This is a genomic window from Microcoleus sp. FACHB-68 (assembly GCF_014695715.1).
GTDB lineage: Bacteria > Cyanobacteriota > Cyanobacteriia > Cyanobacteriales > Oscillatoriaceae > FACHB-68.
Map to the genome: position 1 here is coordinate 933,304 of NZ_JACJOT010000008.1, position 24,338 is coordinate 957,641.

Here is a 24,338-nt window from a genome sequence, read left to right on the forward strand (position 1 = left end):
ACCGATTAGACAGATTAAAAAGTCGCCTTAAAATCGTAAAGCGCTCCGTATAGAACTCAATAGCGGTGTATGTCACCACCTCCTAGCCTCCTGGATCGCCCCTGGTACTGGAAAATTGGCATTATCACACAGACACGGGTTCCGGCGCTGGCACAACCAAAAATGTGCCGCATCAGAGGTAACAGAAATCTTATATGTTTCTTGAGAATACAAAAAGAAGAGTTAACCCCTAAAATTGTGAAGTATCCTAGCTCAGCCCGGAAAGAACCTATGAGTTCGCTACTCCACTCCTCAGATCAGGCTATCAGCGTCACCTCAACCGACCTGTTCTTGCGACATCGCCTCAAAGTCGTGGAGGACTTATGGGAGTCTGTACTGCGATCCGAGTGTGGTCAGGAATTCGTAGACTTGTTGAGACGCCTGCGCGATCTGTGTTCCCCGGAAGGTCAAGCGCCCGATTTTATGGAATCGGAAGTCTTAAGCATTGTAGAAAAACTTGATCTCAATGATGCCATTCGAGCCGCCCGCGCCTTTGCCCTGTACTTCCAGCTGATCAATATCGTCGAACAGCACTATGAGCAACGAGAGCAACAGCTCGCCCAAGCCGGCGGCAAAGGAGTCGGATCTCAAATATTCCCCAAACCTGAAGTAGAAGCTCACAGTGGTGGCCCAGAAGCCGATTTACTCGAAAAAAGCTGGCACGAACCCAGCCAGCGACGCCGGGACATTGGCACCTTCGACACCCTATTTCCCAGGTTACAAAGCCTTAACGTGCCACCGAAACAGATCCAGAAATTGATCGAGCGTCTGGATATTCGGTTAGTGTTTACCGCTCACCCCACGGAAATTGTCCGCCAGACAATGCGGGCCAAGCAGCGGCGCATTGCCAAGATTCTGCAACAGCTTGACCAACAAGAGGAAAACACGACCACGTTGCCTGATCCGGCCCTGCTCATGGCCAACGCGGAAGCTAGCGTCACGGGGGTTTCTTCTTGGGAAGCCCAACTCCTGGACGAACAGCTGACCGAAGAAATCCGGCTTTGGTGGCGTACCGACGAGCTGCATCAGTTTAAACCAACCGTGCTTGATGAAGTAGAATACACCCTCCACTACTTCAACGAAGTCCTGTTTGATGTGCTGCCCAAACTCTATCAGCGCCTGAAGCATTCATTGCAGGTGTCCTTCCCCTATTTGCAGCCACCGCGTCACAGCTTCTGTAATTTCGGTTCTTGGGTTGGCGCAGATCGAGACGGCAACCCTTCAGTCACACCGCAAATTACTTGGCAAACGGCTTGCTATCAGCGCCATGTCGTTTTAGAAAAATACGCCCAGTCGCTGCGGCAGCTAACGGAGCTGTTGAGCTTGTCACTGCACTGGAGCGATGTTTTGCCAGAACTGCTGGAGTCGTTGGAACAAGACCGGCAGCAAATGCCAGAAATTTATGAGCAGCTAGCCATTCGCTATCGGCAGGAACCCTACCGTTTAAAACTTTCTTACGTGCTCAAGCGGTTGGAAAACACCCGTGATCGCAACTGGCGTCTGTATAACGGTGATGATTGGCAGCGGCAAATTCGGGAAATCCCCGCCGTCCCCACTTACCGCTCTGGCAACGACTTTTTGGCAGAATTACGGATGATTCAGCGTAACCTCTCCGCCACAGGTTTGAGCTGTCGCGAATTGGAAACGCTCATTTGTCAGGTGGAAATTTACGGGTTTACTTTGGCGCACCTGGATATGCGTCAAGAATCATCCCGTCACAGCGACACTATTAGCGAAATTGCTGAATACTTGCAAGTTTTGCCAAAGTGTTATAACGAATTGTCAGAATCAGAGCGCACGCTGTGGCTGGCAACTGAGTTGCAAACACGGCGACCGTTAATCCCAACTGAGCTGCCGTTTAGCGAAAAAACGAACGAGGCGGTTGAAACCTTCCGCATTTTACGAGCGCTTCAGCAAGAGTTTGGCCCAGAAATCTGCCAAACCTACGTGATTAGCATGAGCCATGAGGCTAGCGACTTGTTAGAAGTGTTGCTACTGGCGAAGGAAGCCGGTCTTTACGATCCGGCCACCGGCATTAGCACCCTTCAAGTTGTGCCCTTATTTGAAACGGTAGAAGACCTCAAACGCGCGCCGGCAGTGATGACAAGTCTGTTTGAGTTGCCGCTGTATCGCGCCATGCTTGCCGGCGGCTATGAGAGATGGAAAAAGGAGAATGAAGAGAGCCAACTCAAGCAAGAGTCAACCGTTTTGAATTCTCAATTCTCAAATCAGAATTCTCTGCAAGAGGTGATGCTGGGCTACTCTGACAGCAATAAAGATTCAGGATTTCTTAGCAGCAACTGGGAGATTCATAAAGCTCAAAAAGCCTTACAAAATATTGCTGAGCCGTATGGAATTGGGTTGCGAATCTTCCACGGACGCGGGGGTTCTGTTGGGCGGGGTGGTGGCCCTGCTTATGAGGCGATTTTGGCGCAACCTTGCAACAGTATTGGCGGACGAATCAAAATTACTGAACAGGGGGAAGTTTTAGCATCAAAATATACTCTGGCCGATTTAGCAATTTACAACTTAGAAAGCATTTCCGCTGCGGTCATTCAAGCAAGTTTGCTAGGCACCGGCTTTGATGATATCCAGCCTTGGAATGAAATTATGGAAGAGTTGTCGGCGCGTTCACGATCTCACTATCGTGATTTGATATACGAGCAACCCGATTTCATCGAGTTCTTCCATCAAGTGACCCCCATCGACGAAATCAGCCAGTTGCAAATATCTTCGAGGCCGGCACGTCGCAGCAGCGGTAAAAAAGAGCTATCTAATTTACGGGCAATTCCTTGGGTGTTTAGCTGGACGCAAACCCGTTTCCTCCTCCCCTCTTGGTATGGAGTCGGCACGGCGCTGCAAAGCTTTTTGAACGAGCAACCAGAGGAGCACATGAAACTGTTGCGCTACTTTTACTTTAAATGGCCTTTCTTCAAAATGGTCATTTCCAAGGTAGAAATGACGCTATCTAAAGTAGATTTGCAAATCGCTCATCACTACGTGCGCGAACTAGCAAAATCTGAAGATCAAGCTCGCTTTGAAGCGCTATTTGAACAAATTGCGAGTGAATACCATCTCACTCGCGATTTAGTGCTGACGATCACGGGACACAAGCGACTTTTGGATGGCGATCCGGTTCTCCAACGTTCGGTGCAGCTGCGTAATGGAACGATTGTTCCCCTTGGTTTGTTGCAAGTTTCTTTGTTAAAACGTTTGCGCCAGCACAGCACGAGTTCGGTTCCTGGTGTGATCCACTCGCGCTATAGCAAAGCGGAATTACTGCGAGGTGCGCTGTTAACAATTAACGGCATTGCTGCCGGGATGCGGAATACAGGTTGAGCTGTTAAACAGCAGAAACAAAAGGGAATACTAGGAGGAATATGGGTTCTAGAAAAGTTGCTCCAACCGCAAACGCTTAAGTCGCGTGTCAACGTTGAGCAAACTTTTTATGAACCCATCTTGTTGCAACGACAACTAAATCATTCCTCCTAACCCTAACCCCAACCGCATGATCGCACTGTCAGGCTACAAAATTACTGAAGAACTTGTTTCAGGAATCAGAACCGTTATCTATCGGGGACGCGACGAGCGAGCACAAAGGCCGGTTATCGTTAAAACCCTCAAATCAGATTATCCCACCCTTGAAGAAATTACTCGCTTAAGGCAAGAATATACGCTTGCTAAAAATTTTGATTGTGAAGGAATTGTCAAAGCTTATAGTTTAGAAAAAGACCGCAACAGTTTTGCTTTAGTCATAGAAGATTTTGGCGGCCAGTCCCTTGCGGAATACCTCGCTGAGCAAAAAATTCAACTCGTAGAAGTGCTACGGATAGCAATTGCTTTGGCAGAAGCTTTAGATTATTTGCATAAAATCCCGATCATTCATAAAGATATTAAACCTTCCAATATTATTATTAATCCAGTTACGAAAAAAGTTAAATTAACAGATTTTAGTAGTGCGTCTCGCCTGCATTTGCAGAATACAACCAGCAGCTCTTCCAATTTACTAGAAGGCACTCTGGCTTATATGTCACCGGAGCAAACTGGGAGGATGAACCGTTCGGTTGACTACCGGACAGATTTTTATTCTTTGGGTGTCACCTTATATGAGGTGCTAACAGGTGAGTTACCTTTTACAACGACCGATCCAATGGAATTGGTTCATTGTCATTTAGCTAAACAACCGCTGCCGGTTTGGAAAGTAAAAGCAATTCCCCAAGCGGTTTCTGATATTGTCATGAAGTTATTAGCCAAGACGGCTGAAGACAGATATCAAAGTGCCTTAGGATTAAAGTTTGATTTAGAAACTTGCTTGACTAAACTGCAAACATCGGGAAAAATTGAAAGCCTTGTTTTGGGTAAAAACGATTGGGGCAGCCAGCTTTTAATCCCACAAAAACTTTACGGGCGGGAAATTGAGGTGGATACGCTGATGGATGCCTTTGAGCGTGTCAGCGAAGGGGCAACCGAGCTTATGCTAGTTTCTGGTTATTCGGGAATTGGTAAAACTTCGGTTGTTCATGAAATTCATAAACCAATTGTCGGAGCACGGGGCTACTTTATTGCCGGCAAGTTTGACCAATTTAAACGAAATATTCCTTATGCGGCTCTGATTCAAGCTTTGCAGGAATTGATTCGTCAATTATTAACAGAAAGCTCTGAAAAAATAGCGATTTGGAAAGAAAAGCTGTTAGAAGCTCTAGGACAGCAAGGGAATGTGATTATTGAAGTGATTCCCGAAGTGGAGCTGATCGTCGGTAAACAACCAGAATTAGCGCAACTGGGTGCTACTGAATCGCAAAATCGCTTCAACCGCGTGTTTCAACAATTCATTCATGTTTTTTGCCAATTTGAACATCCCCTTGTTTTCTTTCTGGATGATTTACAGTGGGCGGATTCAGCCTCTTTAAAATTACTGCAACTCCTGAGCAATGATCCGGATAGTCACTTTTTATTAATAATTGGCGCGTATCGAGATAATGAAGTTCATCCCACACATCCGTTAATTCAAACGCTGGAGAAGATTCAACAAGCCGGCACTGTGGTGAATAATATCATCCTCCAGCCTTTGGATATTAATCATGTCACTCAATTAGTCGCTGAGACTTTAGGAGAAGGTGAGTGTGCTGGAGGAGAAGAGTGGCAGAGTGATTCTTCAAACCTCCTGATTACCTCTTCTCGCTCAAAACCGCTTGCCAAGCTACTTTTCAATAAAACGCAAGGAAATCCCTTCTTTTTAACCCAGCTTCTTAAAACTTTGTATTTAGAACATCTGCTGGTTTATCAGGCAAACACCGGCATCTGGCATTGGGACGTAGAAGAAATTCAAGCAATCGGAATTACGGATCGTAATATTGTTGAGTTAATTGCGAGAAATATTGGCAAGCTGCCAGAAACTACTCAAAACATTTTAAAATTAGCAGCTTGTGTTGGAAATAAATTTAATTTAGATGTTCTGGCAATTGTGAATGAGGAATCACCCACCGGCACCGCAGCTCAACTGTGGCCGGCACTTCAGGCGGGTCTCATTTTGCCGCTTTCAGAAACCTACAAAATTCCGCTAGTATTTAGACAGGAAGAATCAGAAGCCCTAACGCTTCATGATATTAAAGTTGATTACAAATTTTTACATGACAGGGTGCAGCAAGCCGCTTATTCTTTGATTCCGGAAGACCAGAAAAAAGCCACTCATCTGAAAATTGGTCAATTGCTGCTGCAGAAAACCAATATAGAAGAACGAAAAGAAAATATTTTTGCTTTAGTTAATCAATTAAATTTTGGCGTTGACTTACTCACGGTTCAGCAAGAAAAAGATGAACTAGCTAACCTGAACCTGATAGCCGGTCAAAAAGCAAAAGCAGCAACAGCTTATGAAGCGGCTTTGAAATATTTGAACGTTGCTTTATTACTCTTAGCGCCTGAAAGCTGGGAGAGTCAGTATGACTTAACGCTGGCACTTTATATCGAAACAGCAGAAGTAGACTACCTTAACACAAATTACGAACGGGCGGCACAGCTAGCTGAGATAGTTCTGCAAAAAGCGAAAGACATTTTAGAAAAAGTCAAAATCTATGAGCTGCAACTTCAGTTTTATATCGCTCAAGGTCAGATGTTAGAAGCGGTCGAAACATCTCTAGAAGTGTTGAATATGTTGGGAGTCTCGCTGCCTAAAAAAGAAAAAGAAATCATAAAGGCTACAAAAAAATTGCGTGCAGAGTTGGCAGATGAAATCGAAGATATTTTAGATTTAGCTAACTTGCCGGCGATGAGTGATCCCTATAAACTCTCGGCGATGCGACTTTTAATGAGTGTGAGCACTCCCGCTTATCTATGGCAACCGGCGTTGTTGACGCTGATCATTTTCACAATGATTAAGCTATCAATTAAGCATGGAAATTCACCCCTAGCCGCTTATGCCTATGGTTATTACGGCGTGCTATTGTGCGGGGTTTACGTGGATATCGAGAGAGGATATAAATTTGGTCAACTATCAGTGCGGGTGCAGGAGCAATTTAATACCCCTGAACTAGGTGTAAAAATTAGACATTTGTTTAATGCTTTTGTGAGACCCTGCAAAGACCATTTCCAGGAAACGATAGAACCCTTTCAAGAAAATATTCAAGCCGGCATAGAAGTGGGGGATTTAGTATATGCTTTTTATGGCGCACTTCAATATTGCAATCATCTACTGTTTCTCGGAGAACCCTTAGATTCTGTTCATGAAAAACAGAGTCAATACCTTGAGCTGATGGGGAAGCTTAAACTAGAATTTCACAGCGATATTGTTAAAATTTGGAGACAATTAGTTTTAAATTTATCGGGCGAATCTGCGAATCCCTGCTTGTTGGTGGGGGAAAGCTTTGATGAGTTAACGATGCTGCCGGTTTGGATAGAAGAAAATTCGCCTTATTTAATTTTTTGCACTTATATGTGCAAAACGATTCTACTGTATTTTTTTAAAAAATACCCTGAAGCAGTAACAGCCGCCTCTTTAGTCGAAAAATATGAAAAAGGGGGTGCGGGGGTACTTTATGCGGCTGAACTTAGTTTTTATTATTCGCTGGCGCTTTTAGCTAACTACCGGCAGGTTAATCCTCAAGAAAAAGAGCGTTATTTAAAAAAAGTAGCCGCGAACCAGAAACAAATGAAGCACTGGGCAAAAAATGCACCTGCCAATTTTCAGCATAAGTATGACTTAGTAGAAGCTGAAAAAGCACGGGTGCGGGGACAATCTTTTAAGGCAAGCACCTATTATGAGCAAGCGATTCAAGGAGCTAAGGCGCAGGGATATATTCAAGAAGAAGCACTTGCCAATGAATTGGCTGGAGAATTTCATCTTTCTCTCGGTCGAGAAAGTATGGGACGCTTCTATATTATAGAGTCTTATTATAGTTATATTCGCTGGGGAGCAACCGCAAAAGTTAAGAATTTAGAGGAAACATATCCGCAGTTTTTATCTAAGATTGTTCATCAAAAATCGACAGAACTTGATGTTTATCACACAAAGTTAACCACAACAGATAGTGATTCAGGCTTTTTAGATTTTGCCGCAGTGACAAAAGCATCCCTGGCGATATCGGGTGAAATTGTGCTGAGTCAACTGCTGAACAAGTTGATGAAAATTGCGATTGAGAATGCCGGCGCACAAAAAGGCTGTCTTATCCTGAATCGCCAAGATGCGCTTGTCATTGAAGCAACTGGGGAAGTTGAAGGGAACGAGGTGACGGTGATGCAGTCTTCGCCAGGGGAGATTGGTGAAGCTGTGCCGGTGACGGTGATTAATTATGTGGGACGGACTCAAAAAAGTGTCGTGTTAAATGATGCGAGAAATGAAGGAGTCTTTAATCACGATCCATATATTATTAAACATAAATGCCAATCTGTTCTTTGTATGCCAATTTTAAATAAAGGAAGCTGGCTTGGTTTACTTTATTTAGAAAACAATTTAACTCAAGGTGCTTTTAATAGCAAGCGGCTGGAAGTTTTGAAAATTCTGGCATCTCAAGCAGCGATTTCAATTGAAAATGCCCGATTGTATGCCAATTTAGAAATGGTCAATGAGCAATTAGAAGATTACAGCCGGACGCTGGAAGTAAAAGTTTCAGATAGAACAATGGAGTTACAAGACAAAAATGAGCGTTTAAATGAAACGCTAAACCAGCTACAGCAGGCTCAAATGCAACTGATTCAAACAGAAAAAATGTCCTCTTTAGGACAAATGGTTGCCGGAATAGCCCACGAAATTAATAATCCTATTAACTTTGTTTATGGGAATCTCCTCCACGCACATGAATATACCTTGGATATGCTACGTCTGATTGACATTTACGAGCGAAATCAGCCGCGAGCTATACCAGAGCTGGAAGCGGCCCTCGAAACAATTGACATCAACTTTGTTAAAGAAGATATGCCAAAAATGCTGGAGTCGATGCAGTATGGAGCCGAACGTATCCGCGAAATTGTTTTGAGCTTGCGGAATTTTTCTAGGCTGGATGAATCGGAGATTAAGGCAGTTGATATTCATCAAGGCATTGACAGTACGCTGCTGATTTTGCAGCATCGTTTCAAAGAAAGCAGCCACGGGAAACAAGCTGGTTTTGCTAAAGAAATTCAAGTGATTAAAGAATATGGGAAGCTGCCTTTGGTGGAGTGTTGCGCCGGCCTGTTAAATCAGGTGTTTATGAACATCCTGAGTAATGCGATAGATGCGCTGCAAGCGTCTGGAGGAGAGGGTTTTTCCCAATCTCCTACGCGCACGATTTGGATTCGCACAGAGTTGGGGGGTGAAGGAGCCGGATCGTCTGCTGTAATTCGCATTGCCGATAATGGTGCCGGCATGACAGAAGAAATCCGCTCAAAGCTGTTCGATCCCTTCTTCACAACCAAACCCGTTGGCAGTGGCACCGGCTTAGGATTATCTATCAGCTACCAAATTGTCGTAGAAAAACACGGCGGACAATTAAAATGTAATTCAGCACCCGGAGCCGGTGCTGAGTTCATCATTGAAATTCCACTCAAGCCCCGTCAAACAGCGCGACTGAAACCCGACTGATGACCGCGAAGAAACGAGCCTTGATCTGCAGCTTAGTTGCGATAGCCTCTGGATTGTTTGGTGCCTACCTTGGTGGGCAACTCAGTGTCGTGGATCGCACCAACCAGTGCCAAACCCTTCCAGAGGGATTCAAAAGCGTGTGCGCCCTTTTAGTCACACCAGAAGCTGCGATGCGAGGCAGCACCACCGGCTTGTGGGTGGGAACGATTGTTGGGGCGTTTGTGGGGGGATTGGCAACTCATAAGGAAGGGGAAGCGGAAATGGAGAAAGAACCCAGAAGAGAGAAGTGAAGATTCTTTCTTCTTGCTTTCTCTAGTAAGCTTCAACTTTCTATCATCGCTTGTGACTTCTGATGTCTCACTTTGTTCTAAAAGGCTGGGTTATGATACACGCGAAAAAATGGCACTCTAGACTGGCCTTACCGGCAGCAAGAATTGCGCTCATTGGCACATTTATGCCTTGGGCGATCGCGCCCTCAGCACAGGCTCAAAGCCGGTTTAACGACATCCAAGGTCACTGGGCGCAAACCTGCGTTGAACAATTGGCCAACCGGCAGATTATCAGCGGCTATCCAGATGGCACCTTTCGCCCCACCGCACCCGTCTCGCGAGTGGAGTTTGCCGTTTTAATTAGCAAAGCGTTCCCCAATATAACGCCGGTGCGCGATCCCATTACTTTTGTGGATATTCCCACAGATTATTGGGCGGCAAGTGCGATTCAATCGGGATATCGAGCCAACTTTCTCACCGGCTATTCTGATCGAATTTTCAACCCCAACCGCAAGATTGAGCGGGCACAAGCCTTGAGTTCTCTGGCTAGCGGTTTAAGATATGCGCCCAGTTCAAGGGCAACTGAGATGTTAACAATGGCATTTGATGATGCTGCTGACATTCCCAACTATGCCAAAACTGGAATTGCCGCCGCTACAGAAAGAGGGCTGGTTGTTAATTACCCCAATGTCAGGCAGCTCAACCCCAATCAGCAAGTCACTCGCGCAGAGATGGCAGCCTTTGTCTGTCAAGCGTTGAGCAGAGGGCAAACGGCTTTGGTGCCGGCGCAGTATATCGCCCAGTTAACACCGCAGCAACAGCCGGCGCAACAACAAGCGCAGCAACAACCGCCGCAACAACCACAGCCCCCACAACAACCACAGCGACAGCCGGCTGTGACTGCCGCGCCAAGGGTGGTAGGTAAAATCCAATCCGTTGAATCTGGCAATGTGCGAGCCGAATTTTCTTATGATCCGCAAGACATCACCGGCACCGGCATCGGCAGCAATATGCGATTAAGAATTGCACGTGCCGGTCAAGTGCTGCTAGATAAGCCGGTGCAATTGCCGGTGCGGGGACTTGCAGACAACCCAAGGCGTTCAGAAGAACGGGTTTCAGAAGGCCGGTTTCTTGGTTTAGAAGTCCGAGATATTGATGGTGATCGCGAACCAGAAATTATCACGGATTTATTCTCTACCAAAAGCGGCAACAACTGCTGCGCTTATTCCTATATTTATCGCTACGAGCCGGCGCAAAATCGTTACACCCATATCGAACAATCTTGGGCAAATTTGGGCTATGAAGTCAAAGATGTTGAGGCAGATGGAATTCCAGAATTTGAGAGTTTGGACAGCCGGTTTATCAATGCCTTAGACATTCCCGATGCAGATGCTCGTTTGCCAAAACGCATTTGGCATTACCGGCAAGGAGAGATGGTTGATGTTAGCCGCGAGTATCCTCAATTAGTCTCTGAACACAATCAAAAGCTGTGGCAGGAGTATCAAGACCGGCAGGCTTTAAATCAGGAGGTTAAAGGCGTTTTAGCTGCTTACTTAGCCAATAAATTCTTGCTCAATGAAAATGTTGAAGGCTGGCAAGTTTTGCAACAAGTCTACACCAGCAGTGATCGCGATGAATATTTCGCACAACTCGGTAAACTTCTCAGCGACTTAGGCTATGACAGTCGCAAAGCCGGTTCAGCTCGCTAATCTTAACTTCTGAGTTTGAGAAGAAGTTAAACAGGGGTTTCTCAGGTTTTCTGCCGAGATCCCCTTTCATTATCTACCCCTTAAAGCACCGGCCAAAGTCCCCATCCATCTGTACCTAAAAAAAGACTTTGATTACATCGCCTCATGAATACTCCGACAAGAAATAAATCTACAAACTCACCTTTCGGAAGATTCTTATAGTAGAGTGCGCTCCCTTTTCATATCTGCCCTATCTTGATTTCTGGCGAATTCTACTCATGCCGGCTCTACTTTCTGCCCTTAGACGGAGTTTTTTTTCTCTTTAAACAAGCACCATAAGTATATAGGATGATCCGAGAAAACCAAGAGTCATACCATCTCTTGTTTAATGTCCCTGCTAGTGCAATGGGAGGATCTTATCGTAAAAAAAACCAATTTATTTTCTGATCAAATAAACACTGTCTCGATTATTTGATTGAGTCAGTTTATCACGCTCAAGATAAGGCAATTTTGCTAAAATTTGCAGTGAATTGAATTTTCTTGAACGTTATAAACTGAATTCTGAAGGCGTCAAGCAAGGTTTTCGTAAACTGTTTGATGATCCGAAAGTAGAATTTGAGACAGTGAAGGAATACGGGCAACTACCGCAATTGCTACAATTGCTAGGAGCATTCGGTAGTCGGCATTACTGTATTCCTTGCTGAGTCGCACAAAGTTTCCACGTCTACTAACTGAATCTCCTTGATTAATAGGCCGGCTCTATGTTGGCCTATTTCTTTACAAGTTAGCTTTTTCGCAAATCTTCACCAATATTTAACACATTTAGACAATAATTTAAATAATCAATAAAAAATGTTAATTCTGATACGGTTAAATTTTTAATTTGAATACAATATAAGTAGAACAAGTTTTACTCCGTCTCAGTCCTGTCTGTAGAGGTCTTCTTTATGTCAGACTTAACCAATACTCTTTCCATTCCCAGCACCCTGCAAGAATTGGAACAAGCGGTTGAGCGCTACAAATCCAGCGATCTAAGCGGGAGTGAACTCCTTCGTTTGTGGCAGGCGATCCGTGATGGATCGCTTAATCAGTTTTTATCCCAAGCAGATCAAGATGGAGTTCCCGGAGAAGAAAGTTATTAAGTAACATTTTCTGGTTGAAAATGACGAATGCCGGCATTCATTCAGCAATGAATCGATGCTTTCTTCAACAAGTTGTTCAAGTTTTTGCCGGCAGCCGTGACAACTGCTTGTTTACTTCTCTCATCTGCCTTTAATAACCGAGAGGCGTCTGGCAAGACGCCTCTACCGTTTGCACTTGCGCCCTCCCTACACAGCGCAAATGCACATCAACCGCTTTCTTTTAGGTTAGAATAGAATAGATGGGCAGGTTATAAGACTTTGTTGAATAACCGGCCCATTAGGTTTGAAAAAAGATTTTTCCCCACAGATATGGTTCAGTACACGCTCGCTCAGTGTCCAGAAGTTGTCCTCACTGTTTCCGGCAAAGATTCCACAAAAGCCCGTGACAAAGCGATGGATCAGCTAATGGAACTGATGGATGCCGGCAAACTTCCCACTGAACTCTCAGATGGATTTGGCCCTCAGCAGCTGATTGAAGTGAAAGAGCAAGTATCGGATACTGCCGGTGATGAGGACGCTGTAACTCAAGCAATACAGACGCTTAGCAACCTCGCCACCCTCAAGCTAAAGGTGCAGGAGTCCCGCGCTGAGGCGCTCAAGGTTCGCGCTCAAGTCGATATCCTTTTTTCTGATAAATCCGTAAGTGAGGAAGAAATCACCAGCCTCAAGGACGGTTTTAAGGTTCTCAAAACCTTCGCCCAAGCCAATCTGCGCTACCAAGAAGCCCGATCTAAAGCAGAAGATGCGCGTGCAGTGTTGGATCGCGCTTTGAAATCTCCTGAAGAAAGTTAGCCGGCTAACAGAAAAAGCAGTTGCCCACTCATTTTACAAACGAATTCTCGATAGATTATTCGTCACGATTTGCCATTACTAAATTTACAAGCGCAGGCGCAATCTCATCGAGTGGCAGAATCGAATCTACAGTGCCGGTGGCAATGGCAGCGCGAGACATTTCAAAAAATTGAGCTGTAGTTTCATCCAAGGCAATCGTTTTGCCACCCATCTTTTGAATCGCCCGCACCCCGGATGCCCCATCACTGCCGGTGCCAGAAAGAATTGCGGTGATCGCGCGATCTTTGAAACTCGCTGCAACTGACTGAAGCAACAAGTCGGCGGAGGGACGCGCAAAGTCTACCAGTACCGCCTGAGAAAGGCAGAAAGTGCCATTGGGAGTTACCAGCAAGTGCTCATTTGGGGGCGCAACGTAGACAACGCCCGGTTGCAGTTGCTCTCCTTCTTGTGCCTGTTTGACCGGCAAGCTATGAGACCGGCTCACAGCATCCGCCATCAAAGTAGAATCGGACTCGGTATCAAGGCGCTGGAGTACGATGACGGCTGCCGGCAAGTTGGCGGGTAAAGCCGGCAGGATATAACTTAAAGCCAAACGCCCGCCGGCTTCCCCTACCAGCACCACCACCTTAAACGCAGCCTCTACAGCCTCACCCTCACTCGATGAAACTGCCGGCTCATCTGGATTCTCAATCACCGGCACTTGACCTTGGAACAGCGTTTGCCGGATCGAGTCAGCACGTTGTTCCGCCTCCTTTGCTTGCATTTCATAACGCTCTGCTGATTTGATATTTTTCCGTTCGCGAGCGTTCTTAGCCATCTTGTGCATCAACTCTGCACGCTCCTCTAGAGAGCGAATTGCGGCCCACAGCGCCACCTCTTGCGACTCGCTTTGCCCCGCAACCAAAGTCTGCCCTGAATAGGCGTGGCCCACACGACACCGGAACTTCAGCAAACCCTTGCCTTGCACTTGGAACAGCGTCCCGCCGCAATCTGGACAAGTAAAATTTGAGGCCGGCCCAGGGTGCCCTTGCTGCCGCAATCCAGCCCCATCCACTTCCACAATGTCACTATTGCCATCAATTCCGCTTTCGCTAGACACAGCCTTTCCTCCGTCCTCTACTACTGGTTCATGGGCTAGACCTACCAACGCCGGTGCTATGGATGAGAGCGGCAGAATATGGTCAACCTTTGCGTATTCGATAGCGCTGCTGGGCATCCCCGAAAAAAGCGCATCATCCGGGTTCTGAACAACAGCGACACCACCCAGCCGCTTTAACTCTATAAGTCCCTCAGTGCCATCGTCGAGCGTGCCCGAAAGCACCACCCCTACCACGCGGCGTCCGTATGCTCTTGCGGCTGTGCGAAACAAAGGATCGACTGCCGGACGGGTGCCATTTTCCTTCGGCCCTTGCACCAAACGAATATAGCCGCTTTTGACGAGCAGGTGGTAGTCTGGCGGCGCTACATAAATGCGTCCGTGTTCGATCCTCTCATAATCTTTAGGGTGAGCCGCCGGCAAAGGCCCATATCGGCTGAGAATATCCGGGAGAAAGCTTTTTGTTTCGGCTCGAATGTGAACGACGATGAACAATGCAGCCGGCAAGTCTTTAGGCAAACCAGCCACCAGTTTATTCAAGGCTTCCAGCCCGCCGGCGGAGGCTCCAATAACGATAATATCGTGACCGGGCATTTGCCTCTCCTTTTTGAACAGCGCTCACAGCTCTATCTTATTACGATAAAAGGGTGAGTCGCCTCAAGTAATGGTTTGCCGAATTTTGTCAGAAGGTTGTTGTTATCATGATGCCCCAATTTCCTGCTGAGATCGGTGGCAAAATTCCCCATAAAATACTCCCCACACTGTCAGGGGAGAATAAAAGTCATGACAGAAGTTTTTCAACGCGTCAAAAGCGTTCGCGAGAGTGGGGCGCATCTAAATCAAGTTTTGGCCCTTTGGGAACAATGCCGGTTGGATTAACTTGATTGTGGCTTTTGTAATAATGTTGCTTAATGTGGTTCAGGTCGCACGTTTCCTTAACTCCGGGCTGCTGGTAAATATCTTTCAAGTAATTCCACAAATTTGGGTAGTCCCAAATGTGACGCAAATTGCATTTGAAATGCCCGTAGTAAACGGCATCAAATCGCAATAAAGTTGTGAACATACACACGTCTGCTTCAGTGAGGCGATCACCGCAGAGATAGCGCTGCTGGCTCAACACCTCGTCCCAATGGTCAAGATTATCAAAGAGTTCCGTAACCGCTTCTTCGTAGGATTCCTGTTTCGTCGCAAAGCCGGCTCTGTAAACACCATTATTAATCGGCTGGTAAATCGCATCAATTGTCTGGTCAATCTTCTCCCGCAAATCTGTAGGATAGAGAGTGATATCTGATTTTGCCACCCCCTCAAATTCGGTATCTAACATCCGAATAATCTCGCGGGATTCGTTGTTAACAATGGTGCCGGTTTTCTTGTCCCACAGTATCGGCACTGTCACCCGTCCCGTGAAATTAGGTTCTGCCTTTAGATAGATGTCTCTGAGATATTTTGCCCCATTTACACTATCAGGAATGCAAGCCGGTGCTTCAGAAAAAAACCATCCGTCATCCCCCATAAACGGATCAACGATTGAGATCGAGATCGCCTCATCTAAACCCTTCAGGTTTCGCATAATCAGCGTGCGTTGTGCCCAAGGACAGGCGAGGGCAACATAAAGATGGTAACGACCGGCTTCTGGCAGATAATCGCTAGAACCGTCTGCCCGAATCCAATTGCGGAACGTCGTTGAAGGACGGATAAACTTACCTTGCGAGTCTTCTTGCTCTCGTTTGCTTGTCCATTTGCCATCAACCAGCATCCCTAGCGCCATAAATTGTCTCCTTTTGTTCCTGCTAAGTGATGTTTCAAGTTTAGTTCTATCGTAACGTGGGGGTTTAGGGGAGCGATAGGACTGCGGCTTCAACGTAACGAAGTGGAGTTAGCCGGAGGTACTGCCAAGTAAAAAGCATTACTCAACGTACCTGCTTTTTACCATTCCTGTATCCTAAGTTAGAATGTTCAGCATAGATTCAAGACAACCATGCTAGTATTTGAGGCAAAATTACGAGGAACAAACGCGCAGTACGCCATCTTGGATGAAATGATTCGGACTGCCCGTTTTGTGCGTAATTCCTGCCTGCGATACTGGATGGACAATACTGGGGTTACGAAATACGACCTCAATAAATATTGCAAAATACTCAGAGAACAATTTGATTGGTGCAAAAAACTTTCAGCTCAAGCTTGTCAAGCTAGCGCCGAAAGAGCTTGGAGTGCCATTGCCCGATTCTTTGAGAACTGCAAGAAAGAAGTTACAGCCAAAAAAGGCTTCCCTAAATTTAAAAAACATCAGACTCACGGTTCTGTTGAGTACAAAGTCGATGGCTGGTTATTATCGGATGACCGATTAACCATTACCTTTAGGGTCGGATTAAAGCCATCAAGCGGTTAGGGAGAACGCATCTCAAGGTATCAAGGCGGCGTAAAGACTTTGTGGTTAAGACCGCAAGGGCGCTTGTCCAGTCGGCAGACTTGGTAGCCATTGAAGACCTAAAAGTGCAGAATATGGTCAAGAACCATCATCTAGCCAAGTCAATCTCTGATGCTAGCTGGACATTGTTTAGGCAGTGGTTGGAGTATTTTGGAAAAGTGTTTCATGTGCCGGTCATTGCGGTTGCACCTCATTACACGTCCCAGAATTGCTCCAACTGTGGATGTGAAGTGAAGAAATCCTTATCCACTCGTACCCATAAATGTAACAAGTGCGGGTACTTGGATAATCGTGACACGAATGCTGCCATCAACATTTTGGCGAAAGCATTACAAGGTTTAGCACAACTACCGAGGGGCACTCGGAAAGTCACGTCTGGGGATGAGATGACCCACTGCGATTATGGGGAAACCCAGAAAAGTAAGGTTGCTCGTAGAACCAGAAAGTCTCATCAGTGATGATGAGAATCCCCACTCCCAGCAATAGCGGGGTGGGGAGGATGTCAATAAGTAACACCATCGGCTGAGAGAATTCGACCCCATAAAGCGGTATATTTCAGGGAAGTCAGCGTCGGAATTTGCAGTGCCAAGAATCATCGCCATCATCAACGGTAAGGGAGGCGTCGGGAAAACCACGACGGCAGTCAATTTGGCTGCTGCCCTCTCGGAGAAAACACGCGTTCTTTTAGTCGATGCCGATCCTCAAGGATCTGCCTCTTGGTGGGTTGAGCGTGGGGAGGAAAAAATGGGCTTCGATCTGTCTCGAAATACAGATCCGAAACTTTTGGGGCGTTTGCGGAAGGTAGAAGGCTACGAGATAGTCGTCGTAGATACACCGCCGGCGCTGAGATCCGAAGCTTTAGCGGCGGTGGTGGCAAGTGCGGATTATGTGGTTTTGCCCACACCTCCAGCGCCGATGGATCTAACTGTGCTGATTGAAACCGTACGGGAAGCCATCATGCCGGTGGGAACCGCCCATCGGGTGCTTCTAACTAGAGTGGATACGCGGAGTTTAGGAGAAGCACTAGAGGCTCAAAACACACTTCTCGAATTAGGAATCCCCGCTTGCAATGCTTTTGTGCGTGCATATAAAGCACACGAAAGAGCCGCACTTGATGGAGTTCCCATTACAAAAGCGAAAGGAAAAAACGCACGAGAAGCTGAAGCAGATTACCGCCGCGTGGCAGAAGAAATACAGCGTGACTGGAGGAAATAATGGCTAAAAAACGGCTTGCAGACTTGTTACATGAAGAAGCGGAAAAATTCCCGAATTCAGAAACTGAGGGAGTTCTAGAAGCTCAGGTTGAAGAAGTTCTAGAAGAGGAAGCAGACACAGAAGACGAGGCTGAAACAGAAGAACATGACGACACTCGCCCGAAACGCACAGCCCCAACCAAAGCTGAATTACAAGCCATTGTCAATGAATTAACCGCATCTCTAGCGTTAGCCCACCAAACAGTTGAATCTCAACAGCAACAAATTGCTGAATTACAGTCTGAGTTAGACATTCAAAGAGCATCCGTTGCTGACTTACAATCTGAGTTAGACAAGCAAACAACCTCCGTTACTGACTTGCAGAAAAAGCTAGATCGCGCTCAGCACAAGAAAAATGAATTTGAGGAAGCTAAAAAAGCAGCCTTGCAACTTGCAGAAGCCAACTCAAAACTCATTGAAGAAATCGAGGCGTTGAAAAAAGACAAGGAACCCGTTAAACAAAAAGACAAGGAACCCGTTAAACAAAAAGACAAGGAACCGGCTAAACAAAAAGAGACGGCACTCGTTAAAAAACAGCAAGAATTCATCAAAGCGCCAGGAAGATTTGAGCGGTTTGTTCTCCCCCTAAGCCAGGAGAAGGCTGACACCGGCGCAAATAGTTGGATGCTTGACTAAAAGTTATACGGTTTTTATTTTGAGGCGCTACAAATAGAACCCCCCTACCTTTCTTTTGGGATGTGGGGGGATCATGTAGCCAGGGGAAAAGGAAATAAGATTAATCTCATTTGTGCCGGTGCCGGTGTTGCAACAATTAACCGCAGATTCCGCAGGTAATACTAAGTCCGGTTTGCCCCGACTTTGCTACAATTCCAATATGTTCTCATGCCTAAAAAGATTCGAGAACTCAAAAGCCTGTTGCTGAAAGCCGGGTTCACTTATCGTTCGGCAAAAGGCAGTCATACGAGATGGATTCATCCTTTGCTACCTAGTGAACCCATTACTATTGCTGGAAATGACGGCGATGATGCCAAACTCTATCAAGAGAGAGAAGTTATCCGAAAACTTGAGAGATTGAAAGCAATTGAAGAGGGCGAGTCAGAATAATGCAATTACATTACACAGTTGTTATTCACTGGTCTAATGAAGATAACTGCTACCTCGTTCACTTACCCGATTTTCCATCCCAACAGTTCCACACTCATGGAAATACCTACGAAGAAGCTTTAAAGAATGCACAAGAAGTATTAGAGCTTTTAGTAGAAGAATATCAGGCAGAGGGTAAACCCCTCCCAGAACCTAAAACTATAGAGCAAAACGTTCAGTTTGCTTGAAAATTGGTAAGGTGAAGTTGTCAGATTTCAAACATATAATATTTTGCGTTTGCGCCGGCAGAATGTGGCTCATATCCAATTCATCTACGTTGATCTTTCATCTGTGTTTATCTGTGTATGGCTAGCGCTACGCTGCGCTATCATCTGTGGTTAAAATTCAATCACTTTACTTCTGCAAAAGAAGATTAGGTGAATACAAAAACAAATCCTCCGGACGGTATTTGAACTGTCCGGAGGAAATAATAAGTTATGAATTAAAGAAAGCTAGTTAAGCGGGATTGGCTTGCGCTCTTTTCTCAAGTAAGCTGATAATCGCAGCTTTTTCTATAAGCCCGACAATCGCTCCGTTTTCACGAATCACCGGCAGCTCAGTTAGCTGTTTTGTTTCCAGTAACGTCACAACTTCTAGTAACGATTGTTCCGGTTTAACGACGTTAGCGAATTCGATGGGTTTCATCAAGTCTTTCACTTGAGTTTGGGGCCACTGATCAGTTGGAATTGCTTTCAAATCGTCAACCGAAATCGCGCCCAACACTTGCCCTTCAGTATCGGTGACAAAGAACTTACGCCAAGTTGCTTTGCCAATGATGTACTCGTTTGCCAATTCTCTCAGGGTCAACTCTGCCGGCACAATCGGACTATTCGGATTCACCGCATCTTCAGCCGTCAAACCGGCTAATTTATCTTGCACTGTGGCAAACTGAGCAGAGCGACCGGCATTTTGCAGTAAGAAGAAGCCGATTAACAAATTCCAGAAGTTGCCGAACACCCCAGTAGCGATTGCAATCCAGCCAATAATTTGACCGACGCGACTGGCAAACACAACACCTTTATAAGGATTGCCGGTGAACTTCCAGACTGCGGCTTTGAGGATATTACCGCCATCAAGAGGTAAACCAGGAATCAGGTTAAAGGCAGCCAGGACTAAATTAATCGAAGCGAGGAGTCCCACAATTGCCGCAACCGGCCCTGTCAGACCGATGCCGGTGCCAATGGCTGTAAACAAACCAAAGAGTAAAAAGCTAACTGCCGGCCCTGCGATGGCCACCCAGAACGCCTCTGCCGGTGTTTTTGACTCTCTTTCCAGACTTGCTAAACCACCAAACAGAAACAGAGTAATCGATTTCACTTCTATTCCCTGCTGCATGGCGACAAAACTATGCCCCAACTCGTGCGCTAAGACAGAAGCGAACAGCAACAGCGCCGCAACAAATCCCAACACCCAGGGCATCGCGCCGCCCATTGCCGGAAATTGAGCTGCGAGTCCACCACCATAACTGAACGTCACTAAGCCCAAAACTAAAAACCAGGAGAGATTCACAAAAAATGGAATCCCAAATAAGTTGCCTACGCGGATGTTGCCGTTCATTCTCGGCTCCTTTTTAGTACATCTTAGAGAAGAGAAGCTTAATTTGGCCTCTCGACTTCTCTATTGTAACGAAGCGTAAACAAGGCTTTCAGTTTTCCACTAGCGTGGTTGCCGTCCCTTAAGGTTCGGTTTTGGGCATTGGGGATTGGGCATGGGGCATGGGGCATTGGGGATTGGGCATGGGGCATGGGGCATGGGGCATGGGGCATGGGGCATGGGGCATGGGGCAATGGGCATGGGGCATTGGGGATTGGGGATTGGGCATGGGGCATGGAGCATGGGGCATGGGTTTTTGATATCGTAGTTACCGCGTCCTTAGCTTGCTTCCGCGAAGCGGTGGGATGGGGCATTGCTGAGATACGGGGTGATTATGGCAAGACCTGATTTTGAAGACTTGGAGGTTTATAAATTAGCGGAGAGCTTGGCTAATAATATTTGGGATATTGTTAAGCAGTGGAACACTTTTGCTCAAGATACAATAGGTAAGCAAATTGTTCGCTCGGCAGATAGTATTTGTGCCAATATCGCCGAAGGCAGAGGTCGGTATAATGACCAAGACAATCGGCGTTTTGTAAAGATTGCCAGAGGCTCATTATACGAAACCATAAACTGGTTAAGATTAGCCTATGCAAGGCAACTCTTGAGCAGTGAACAGGTAGGCCGGCTTAAACCAATTACTGATGAACTATTACCCAAACTTAATGCTTACTTAAAATCAATAGGACATAGGGAACATAGGGAATAGAGAAAGGGAAAAAATTACACTTGCCCAATCTCCAATACCCAATGCCCAATGCCCCATGCCCCAATTAAACAGAAAGACTGATTTTAGACCCATTGGGGGTTTTAATCACCTCAATCCGAGCTTGGAAAGCCTCTTTGAATTGCGGCATATGAGTGACAGTGAGAATGCAAGCAAACTCTGGGGCGATGGCATTGATCGCAGAAATTAAGCGATCGCATCCTTCTGCGTCTTGTGTCCCGAAACCTTCATCCACAATTAGCATTTGCAAGGCTGTACCAGAACGGTGTGCCAGCAACCGGGCGAGGGCGAGACGAATGGCAAAGTTAATGCGGAAGGCTTCCCCGCCAGAGTAGGTTTCGTAAGGGCGCGTGCCACGGGCGTCGGCAATCAAAATATCTAAGGTGTCGATGAGTTTACCGGCACTCTTAGAGGATGCTTTTTTGCTTTTACCGGCTCGTTGCGTCACAAACTGGATGTGCAACTGATTTGCACTTAACCTCGATAAAATTTGATTGGTTTCCGCTTCCAGCTGCGGCAGCACATTCTCAATCATCAGCGCTTGGATGCCATTTTTGCCAAAGGCTGCGGCAAGTTCCTGATAAACGCGCTGTTGTCTGAGTCCGGTTTGCAACTGTTGCTGCTGTTCGCTTAGTTGTATCTGGAGGTTTTCAAGATGCTGCTGTTGTTGTTGCAAACGCCCCAAACTCGCCAGCCGGCTATCTAGCTGAGTGCGTCGCGCTGAGATTTGCTGTTCTAAGGATTGAATCTTAGTACCGGCATCCGGGGTTTCCAATAGCTGCCGGTTAATGCTTTCAATTTGATTTGCAATCCCCTGCCGGTCTTGATTTCGCACTTGCAGCCGGCTGGTTAGCTCCTCTGTCCTGATAGACAGTTGCGGGTACTGTTCACGGGCGGATAGCAATTCTTGGTAACGCGCCAGCCAAGTTTGCGCCTTGCCTCTGGCTTCACTGACTGCTTTATGGGCTTGCCGGTCATAACCGAGTTCAGCCAACTGCTGCTCAAGGCCGGCAATTTGTTGGGAGAATTCGGAAGATGTTTGCTGCTGTTCGAGATCCTGGGTGAGTTGGGCAATTTGCGCTTGCAGTTCTGGCTTGCGGGCATCAATTTGCGCTTGCCGGCGCGTTGCGGTTTTAATTTCTGCCTGCTTAATTTCCGCCCAACGCCAACGATCCACCTGTCCGCGAGTCAGGGCGTGATCTTTCTCGTCATAGTTGAGCTGTTGCAATTTCCCGTCAAGCTGTTGCAGTTCTGCATACACCTCCGTGGCATAAGTGCCGGTGGAGAGCGATCGCTCCAGCTTTTCTTTTTCCTCTGCCAATTGTTGCAGCCGGTGCCGGTCAGATGTTGTGGCGTCTAATTGTGCCTGCAAACTGCCTCGGCGCTCTCGTAGGGCGTCATAACCGGCCAGTTCATGGCTTAGCTGCTGATATTCCGTTCGCAGAACTTGAATCTCCCGCTCGGATGTGGCCAGTTGCTCTCGCACCACCCACAACTGATTGAGAATTTCTTGCTGTTCCGCTTGATGTTTTTCCATCACCAAGTCCCAGTGATGTTCATCTAGGGGGCGATCGCACAAGGGGCAGGGCGGAAATTGTGAGTTCATCAGTGAAATCGCAGAATTTCCCCGGCTTTCCTGCTCAACTGCTCCCTTTTGCAACATCAGCATTTTTTGCTCCATTTCTGAGAGCTTCATCTCATAATCTCGCTGATGCGCTTGCAGGCGTTCCATAAAGCTGCGCCGTTCCAGTCCTTTTTCCCGCACTCGCTGCTGATAAACGCGCTTTTTCTCTAAATCTTCCAACTGATTCGCCACTTCTATAACAGCTTGTTGCAGTTGCGGCTGATGTTGTTGCTGCGTTTGCAGTTGGTAAGCTTGGTTATAAAGTTCTTCCAGACGGGCACCCATCCGAGCATGGGCGCGTTCCAGTTCAGTTTGCAGGCTGTTGCGGCGCTGAATGAGGGGGGCGACTTGAGTTTGCAACTGATCTAAACCGGCCAGTCTATCCCGCGCTTGTTGCAATTGAGCCATGCCGGCTTCTATTTCAGGCGCTTGTTTCAGGGTTTGCTGAATTTCTTCTTCCTGTTGCAACAAGGCGTCTAGCTGGGCTTTGGCTGAAGAAATTTGGCCGCCAAGATAGGACAGATGTTGCGTCAGCTGCTGTTGCACCTGCTGCCGGCGTTCTTGAATGTCTTGGTGAGTTTGCCACTTGGAAACTTGAATTTCTTCTTGGGCTTGTAGTTGCAAGAATTGGGCGTAACCGGCATCAATTGCTTGTTGCTGTTGCAAAAGTGCTTCTAATTCTTGCTGTCGCCGGCGCGTAGTGGCAAGTTCTTGTTGCAAGCGATCGCATTCACTGCTGAGTTGATCGTATTGCTGCCGGTGCCACACTTGCTGTTGTTGCCAAGTTTGCCGCTGATGCTGTTGGGCTTGCAGTTGTTGCAATTGTTGCCGATCACTGTCTTGTTCACGATGCAACTGGGCGATCATTTCTTCGAGTTGCGCGAGTTCTTGGGCAATTGCCGGCTTGACTTGCAGTTGAGCTTGAATTGATTGCAAACTCTGCTCTAATACTTCTATCTGACCTTTAAATTGGCGAGAACGGTCTTTTGCTTGTTCTGCTAATTCGTCATAATGGTTGAGTTTGAGCAACTCCGCTAAAATTTCTTTGCGTTCGGTGGGGCGCTTGAGCATGAATTCATCAGCTCGACCTTGGCGCAAGTAAGCAGAGTTAATAAATGTCTCGTAGTCGAGTTTCAAATGTTGGATAATTTTCTCTTGCGTCGCCCGAACGCCGCGCTCGGTTAACGCCCGAAAACCGTCGCCGGTGGCTATTTGAAATTCCAAGCCAGATGCGTGTCCTCGCTGCCGGCTGCGAATAATGCGATAGATTTGATCGTTATTCTGGAAGGTAAAATCGACACGGGCTTCTTTGGCTCCCATGTGGATGATATCGTCTTCCGAGGCGGCGCGGCTTTGACCCCAAATCGACCAGGCGATCGCTTCGAGTAGGGAAGATTTACCGGCACCATTCGGCCCACAAATGCAAGCGGTGTGCAAGCCGGCAAACTCTAGGGTTGCGTCAGAGTAACTTAGAAAGTTTTTTAGGATCAGTTGATGCGGAATCATAATAAAGTCAAGGTTATAAATTTAA

At 46.6% G+C, this 24,338-nt stretch carries 17 protein-coding genes and 1 pseudogene; 13 read left to right on the forward strand and 5 right to left on the reverse strand.

Going from position 1 to position 24,338, the window contains the following annotated elements:
* The first annotated feature begins 270 nt into the window (after positions 1 to 270).
* The 4 genes from ppc (at position 271) to H6F73_RS12805 (ending at position 11,069) form a co-directional block, all read left to right on the forward strand.
* Entirely contained in the window at positions 271 to 3,378 is a 3,108-nt protein-coding gene (ppc, locus tag H6F73_RS12790) for a phosphoenolpyruvate carboxylase (protein ID WP_190759108.1), read from the forward strand.
* 169 nt (positions 3,379 to 3,547) lie between these two features.
* A complete protein-coding gene (locus H6F73_RS12795; RefSeq protein ID WP_190759109.1) occupies positions 3,548 to 9,091 on the forward strand; it encodes an ATP-binding sensor histidine kinase in 5,544 nt (1,847 codons plus the stop codon).
* Entirely contained in the window at positions 9,091 to 9,381 is a 291-nt protein-coding gene (locus H6F73_RS12800; RefSeq protein ID WP_190759110.1) for a hypothetical protein, read from the forward strand. The genes H6F73_RS12795 and H6F73_RS12800 overlap by 1 nt, the downstream gene beginning before the upstream one ends.
* A gap of 92 nt (positions 9,382 to 9,473) precedes the next feature.
* Positions 9,474 to 11,069: an S-layer homology domain-containing protein gene (locus H6F73_RS12805; RefSeq protein WP_190759111.1), complete on the forward strand. Its 1,596-nt coding sequence runs from the start codon at positions 9,474 to 9,476 to the stop codon at positions 11,067 to 11,069.
* Between the two features lie 549 nt (positions 11,070 to 11,618).
* Here the strand turns inward: H6F73_RS12805 and H6F73_RS12810 are convergent.
* Positions 11,619 to 11,759 carry a hypothetical protein gene (locus H6F73_RS12810; RefSeq protein WP_190759112.1) on the reverse strand — a complete coding sequence of 47 codons (141 nt, stop codon included), beginning with the start codon at positions 11,757 to 11,759 and terminating at the stop codon, positions 11,619 to 11,621.
* A gap of 236 nt (positions 11,760 to 11,995) precedes the next feature.
* Here H6F73_RS12810 and H6F73_RS12815 point away from each other — a divergent pair, with 236 nt between their 5' ends.
* Together H6F73_RS12815 and H6F73_RS12820 are read left to right on the forward strand one after the other, a co-directional pair.
* Positions 11,996 to 12,190 carry a hypothetical protein gene (locus H6F73_RS12815; RefSeq protein ID WP_190759113.1) on the forward strand — a complete coding sequence of 65 codons (195 nt, stop codon included), beginning with the start codon at positions 11,996 to 11,998 and terminating at the stop codon, positions 12,188 to 12,190.
* A 309-nt stretch (positions 12,191 to 12,499) separates the two neighbouring features.
* Positions 12,500 to 12,982, forward strand: a complete 483-nt coding sequence (locus tag H6F73_RS12820; protein ID WP_190759114.1) for a hypothetical protein — start codon at positions 12,500 to 12,502, stop codon at positions 12,980 to 12,982.
* A 55-nt stretch (positions 12,983 to 13,037) separates the two neighbouring features.
* Here H6F73_RS12820 and H6F73_RS26560 read toward each other — a convergent pair whose 3' ends face one another.
* Together H6F73_RS26560 and H6F73_RS12830 are read right to left on the reverse strand one after the other, a co-directional pair.
* Positions 13,038 to 14,672 carry a chemotaxis protein CheB gene (locus H6F73_RS26560; protein ID WP_190759115.1) on the reverse strand — a complete coding sequence of 545 codons (1,635 nt, stop codon included), beginning with the start codon at positions 14,670 to 14,672 and terminating at the stop codon, positions 13,038 to 13,040.
* A 211-nt stretch (positions 14,673 to 14,883) separates the two neighbouring features.
* Positions 14,884 to 15,846, reverse strand: coding sequence for a glutathione S-transferase family protein (locus tag H6F73_RS12830; RefSeq protein ID WP_190759116.1), 963 nt, complete (start codon positions 15,844 to 15,846; stop codon positions 14,884 to 14,886).
* A 210-nt stretch (positions 15,847 to 16,056) separates the two neighbouring features.
* Between H6F73_RS12830 and H6F73_RS12835 the strand changes: the two are divergent.
* The 5 genes and pseudogenes from H6F73_RS12835 to H6F73_RS12855 all read left to right on the forward strand — a co-directional run bounded on the left by H6F73_RS12835 (position 16,057) and on the right by H6F73_RS12855 (position 19,051).
* Positions 16,057 to 16,964 (forward strand): annotated as a pseudogene (locus H6F73_RS12835) (transposase).
* Positions 16,965 to 17,088: 124 nt separating this feature from the next.
* Complete coding sequence (locus tag H6F73_RS12840) at positions 17,089 to 17,721, forward strand: AAA family ATPase (RefSeq protein WP_190759117.1); 633 nt, start codon at positions 17,089 to 17,091, stop codon at positions 17,719 to 17,721.
* Complete coding sequence (locus H6F73_RS12845; RefSeq protein ID WP_190759118.1) at positions 17,721 to 18,395, forward strand: hypothetical protein; 675 nt, start codon at positions 17,721 to 17,723, stop codon at positions 18,393 to 18,395. The genes H6F73_RS12840 and H6F73_RS12845 overlap by 1 nt, the downstream gene beginning before the upstream one ends.
* Before the next feature lie 207 nt (positions 18,396 to 18,602).
* Positions 18,603 to 18,824 carry a type II toxin-antitoxin system HicA family toxin gene (locus H6F73_RS12850; RefSeq protein WP_190759119.1) on the forward strand — a complete coding sequence of 74 codons (222 nt, stop codon included), beginning with the start codon at positions 18,603 to 18,605 and terminating at the stop codon, positions 18,822 to 18,824.
* Complete coding sequence (locus H6F73_RS12855) at positions 18,824 to 19,051, forward strand: type II toxin-antitoxin system HicB family antitoxin (RefSeq protein ID WP_190759120.1); 228 nt, start codon at positions 18,824 to 18,826, stop codon at positions 19,049 to 19,051. The genes H6F73_RS12850 and H6F73_RS12855 overlap by 1 nt, the downstream gene beginning before the upstream one ends.
* 268 nt (positions 19,052 to 19,319) lie before the next feature.
* On the opposite strand, the gene H6F73_RS12860 is transcribed toward H6F73_RS12855, so the two are convergent.
* Positions 19,320 to 20,420: a site-2 protease family protein gene (locus tag H6F73_RS12860; RefSeq protein ID WP_190759121.1), complete on the reverse strand. Its 1,101-nt coding sequence runs from the start codon at positions 20,418 to 20,420 to the stop codon at positions 19,320 to 19,322.
* Between the two features lie 108 nt (positions 20,421 to 20,528).
* On the opposite strand from H6F73_RS12860, the gene H6F73_RS12865 reads away from it, so the two are divergent.
* Together H6F73_RS12865 and H6F73_RS12870 are read left to right on the forward strand one after the other, a co-directional pair.
* Positions 20,529 to 20,804: a hypothetical protein gene (locus H6F73_RS12865; protein ID WP_190759122.1), complete on the forward strand. Its 276-nt coding sequence runs from the start codon at positions 20,529 to 20,531 to the stop codon at positions 20,802 to 20,804.
* Positions 20,791 to 21,165, forward strand: coding sequence for a four helix bundle protein (locus tag H6F73_RS12870; RefSeq protein WP_190759123.1), 375 nt, complete (start codon positions 20,791 to 20,793; stop codon positions 21,163 to 21,165). The genes H6F73_RS12865 and H6F73_RS12870 overlap by 14 nt, the downstream gene beginning before the upstream one ends.
* Before the next feature lie 64 nt (positions 21,166 to 21,229).
* On the opposite strand, the gene H6F73_RS12875 is transcribed toward H6F73_RS12870, so the two are convergent.
* Positions 21,230 to 24,313: an SMC family ATPase gene (locus H6F73_RS12875; RefSeq protein ID WP_190759124.1), complete on the reverse strand. Its 3,084-nt coding sequence runs from the start codon at positions 24,311 to 24,313 to the stop codon at positions 21,230 to 21,232.
* Positions 24,314 to 24,338: the final 25 nt, after the last annotated feature.

Coding starts and splice junctions, on each gene's coding strand:
- ppc (WP_190759108.1), top strand. CDS start 271: ATGAGTTCGCTACTCCACTCCTCAGATCAGGCTATCAGCGTCACCTCA.
- H6F73_RS12820 (WP_190759114.1), top strand. CDS start 12,500: ATGGTTCAGTACACGCTCGCTCAGTGTCCAGAAGTTGTCCTCACTGTT.
- H6F73_RS12850 (WP_190759119.1), top strand. CDS start 18,603: ATGCCTAAAAAGATTCGAGAACTCAAAAGCCTGTTGCTGAAAGCCGGG.
- H6F73_RS12870 (WP_190759123.1), top strand. CDS start 20,791: ATGGCAAGACCTGATTTTGAAGACTTGGAGGTTTATAAATTAGCGGAG.
- H6F73_RS12855 (WP_190759120.1), top strand. CDS start 18,824: ATGCAATTACATTACACAGTTGTTATTCACTGGTCTAATGAAGATAAC.
- H6F73_RS12795 (WP_190759109.1), top strand. CDS start 3,548: ATGATCGCACTGTCAGGCTACAAAATTACTGAAGAACTTGTTTCAGGA.
- H6F73_RS12800 (WP_190759110.1), top strand. CDS start 9,091: ATGACCGCGAAGAAACGAGCCTTGATCTGCAGCTTAGTTGCGATAGCC.
- H6F73_RS12845 (WP_190759118.1), top strand. CDS start 17,721: ATGGCTAAAAAACGGCTTGCAGACTTGTTACATGAAGAAGCGGAAAAA.
- H6F73_RS26560 (WP_190759115.1), bottom strand. CDS start 14,672: ATGCCCGGTCACGATATTATCGTTATTGGAGCCTCCGCCGGCGGGCTG.
- H6F73_RS12815 (WP_190759113.1), top strand. CDS start 11,996: ATGTCAGACTTAACCAATACTCTTTCCATTCCCAGCACCCTGCAAGAA.
- H6F73_RS12875 (WP_190759124.1), bottom strand. CDS start 24,313: ATGATTCCGCATCAACTGATCCTAAAAAACTTTCTAAGTTACTCTGAC.
- H6F73_RS12830 (WP_190759116.1), bottom strand. CDS start 15,846: ATGGCGCTAGGGATGCTGGTTGATGGCAAATGGACAAGCAAACGAGAG.
- H6F73_RS12805 (WP_190759111.1), top strand. CDS start 9,474: ATGATACACGCGAAAAAATGGCACTCTAGACTGGCCTTACCGGCAGCA.
- H6F73_RS12860 (WP_190759121.1), bottom strand. CDS start 20,420: ATGAACGGCAACATCCGCGTAGGCAACTTATTTGGGATTCCATTTTTT.